This window comes from Campylobacter showae CC57C (assembly GCF_000344295.2).
In the GTDB taxonomy this organism is placed as follows: domain Bacteria; phylum Campylobacterota; class Campylobacteria; order Campylobacterales; family Campylobacteraceae; genus Campylobacter_A; species Campylobacter_A showae_B.
Genome location: NZ_AOTD01000156.1, coordinates 1 through 2,648, shown reverse-complemented (window position 1 = coordinate 2,648; position 2,648 = coordinate 1). Strand labels below are relative to the sequence as shown.

Below are 2,648 nucleotides of genomic sequence, written 5' to 3'. Positions count from 1 at the left end.
CTGCGCCCGCCTCGGTCATATCGCCCATCTCTACGCACTTTTTGCCGTCCATCTTGCTGGTTATCGCGCCGATAGGAAGCAGGTCGATGAGGCCGCGAGCTTTTGCCTTAGTTACCATATCGCGCGTGACGACGGCGTTGTCGTTTACGGGATTTGTATTTGCCATCGGGCAGCAGGTTGTTACGCCGCCCGCGACCGCGGTTTCAGAGCCCGTGTTTATATCGTCTTTATACTCAAGGCCGGGATCTCGAAAATGCACGTGCATGTCGATTAGGCCAGGCATTACTAGCTTGCCGCTAGCGTCTATTACTTTATCAGCCGCAGGTTCGTCAGCCGTGATGAGAGCGATCTTGTCGCCGTCTATCAGGACGTTTGCTCTTTGCGAACCGTTATGATTTACGATCGTGCCGTTTTTTATGAGAGTTTTCATTTTGCGCCTTTGTTTTTGATGAGAGTATCTAGGATCGCCATCCTGACGGCGACGCCGTTTTCGACCTGATTTAGCACGTGCGAGTAGCGCGGATTGTCGGCTACGTCGGAGTTTATCTCGACGCCGCGGTTTATCGGACCGGGATGCATGATCATGACGCCATCTTTGGCGTATTTCATCTTGGCTTGGGTTAGGCCGAAAAATTTGGAGTATTCGCGCACGGACGGAAATGCGATCTCATCGTCCTGACGCTCTAGCTGGATACGCAGCATGATGATGACGTCCGAGTCCTCGATCGCCCCTTGCATATCGGTGCAAATTTGACAGCCGAAAGCCTCCATACCCGTAAAAACACGGCGGGCCAAAAAGCTTAACCCTAGCTCCGAGCGTTTTTAGGACGTAGATATTTGAGCGCGCTACGCGGCTGTGAAAGACATCGCCGATGATAGCGACCGTGAGATTTTCTAGGCTGCCGCGATTTTCCAGTATAGTAAAGAGATCAAGTAGCGCTTGGCTAGGGTGTTCATTGAGGCCGTCGCCCGCGTTTACGACGTGGGCGCCCGTATTTTCGGCGATAAATTTAGCCGCACCCGAGCTGTAGTGGCGCACGACTACGATGTCCGTTTTCATCGCGACGATGTTATGGACGGTGTCGATGAGCGTTTCGCCTTTTTTGGTGCTGGAGCTTGAGGCTGTGAAATTTATAGCGTCTGCTCCTAGGCGCTTAGCCGCAATCTCAAAGCTCGTCCGCGTCCTGGTCGAGTTTTCGAAAAAGGCGTTTACGGTCGTTTTGCCGTAGAGCGACTTGGCTTTTTTGGTCTCGGAGTTATTTAACGCCTTAAACTCCTTGGCTAAATTTAGGAAATGGTAAATTTCGTCTTTGGTTAAATTTGCAGCGGTTACGAGGTCTTTTTTGGTATAGCTCATCCGTTTTTTCCTTAGAAAGATAGAGTTAAATCAAAAAAGCGATATTACCCCGTTTTTACTTAAGGTTTAATTTTGCAGCTTGCCAAACTCCGCGCCCAGACGCTGTCTGATCTCGTCGCCCGCCCGCTCGCCGTCTTTGAAATTTTCCGTGACGAGATCGTCTAGGCGGCTAAGCACCTCAAAGAGCTCGCTTTCCCATTTGTCGGGGTTTCTAGCGGTGTTCATCGTCTCGATAAACGTCAGCTTCTTACTCATCTCGCTTAGGCTTTCTAAAAATTTTTCCTTTAGATCCTCGTTTTTTAGGGCGTCGTCGTAGAGCGCTTTCATCTTTAGCTCTCTTAGCTCGCCGTTAATGATCTCGCAAAAATCCTTGTATTTTTGCACCGAAATTTGACGTACGGCCTCTGGGGAGTTGTTTGCTAGAGTGCCGTCCTCGTCAATCTTTCTCGTTGTTTTTTGTATCTGCGCGTAGAGCACGAGCGCGGCTATGACGCAGATGATGGCGTAAAATGCGATAGATGACATTGTTTTTCCTTTTTTGATTTAAATTGCGGTTATACTGAAATTTTGCTTTTTTTACTATAAATCGCGCTAAAGCTAACCACCGCAAGCGCGCTCCAGATCAGCAAAAACGACAGCGCTTTGAGCGCGCTAACTTGCTCGCCGTAGTAAAAAACGGCAAGCAAAAGCTGCATAGAGGGCGAGATATACTGCAAATAGCCGATCGTGCTCAAATTTAACCTAGTAGCCGCCGAGTTAAAAAGCAAAAGCGGCACTACGGTCGCAGGCCCGCAAAGAGCAATCAAAAGCCCAAACCACGAAAAACTAAAGTGGTTTTGCCCGCTAGCGGCGACGAAAAATAGCGCGACGAGGGCGATAGGAGCTATGAGCGCGGTTTCGACGAAAAGCCCTTCCAAAGAGGGCACGCTAAGGCGCTTTCTAATGAGCGAATAAAATCCAAACGTGATAGGCAAAATGATAGATATGATAGGTAGGCCACCCGCGTCGTAAATTTGCACTCCGATAGCGACAAAGACGATGCCGACGGCAAATTTGCCCGCGCGCGATAGCTTTTCTTTTAAAATCAGCACGCCAAGGAGCATATTTACGAGAGGATTTATGAAGTATCCAAGGCTGGTTTCCACAATCTTGCCGATATTTACGGCGTAGACGTAGATCCACCAGTTAGCAGCGATGAGAAGCCCCGTGACAAATAGCCAAAACGTAGTTTTTTTGTTGCTTAAAATTTTCTCCGCGGCGCCTAGTTTGCGGCCAAATTTGAGCAGTAAAA

Annotated in this window: 3 protein-coding genes and 1 pseudogene; all 4 read right to left on the bottom strand. The window is 49.0% G+C overall.

The genetic code is table 11. The features are described 5' to 3' along the window. On the bottom strand, positions 1-430 hold a 430-nt coding region (locus tag H740_RS05840; RefSeq protein WP_002952352.1), incomplete at its 3' end, for an amidohydrolase family protein. Next, positions 427-1,357 (bottom strand): annotated as a pseudogene (locus H740_RS05835) (aspartate carbamoyltransferase catalytic subunit). The pseudogene H740_RS05835 and the gene H740_RS05840, both read right to left, overlap by 4 nt. A gap of 66 nt (positions 1,358-1,423) precedes the next feature. Beyond that, the gene (locus tag H740_RS05830) at positions 1,424-1,882 is read right to left on the bottom strand and encodes a hypothetical protein (RefSeq protein ID WP_002952348.1); all 459 of its coding nucleotides are present in this window, start codon (positions 1,880-1,882) and stop codon (positions 1,424-1,426) included. A 29-nt stretch (positions 1,883-1,911) separates the two neighbouring features. Continuing rightward, a partial coding sequence (rarD, locus tag H740_RS05825; RefSeq protein ID WP_002952346.1) for an EamA family transporter RarD occupies positions 1,912-2,648 on the bottom strand: 737 nt, incomplete at its 5' end.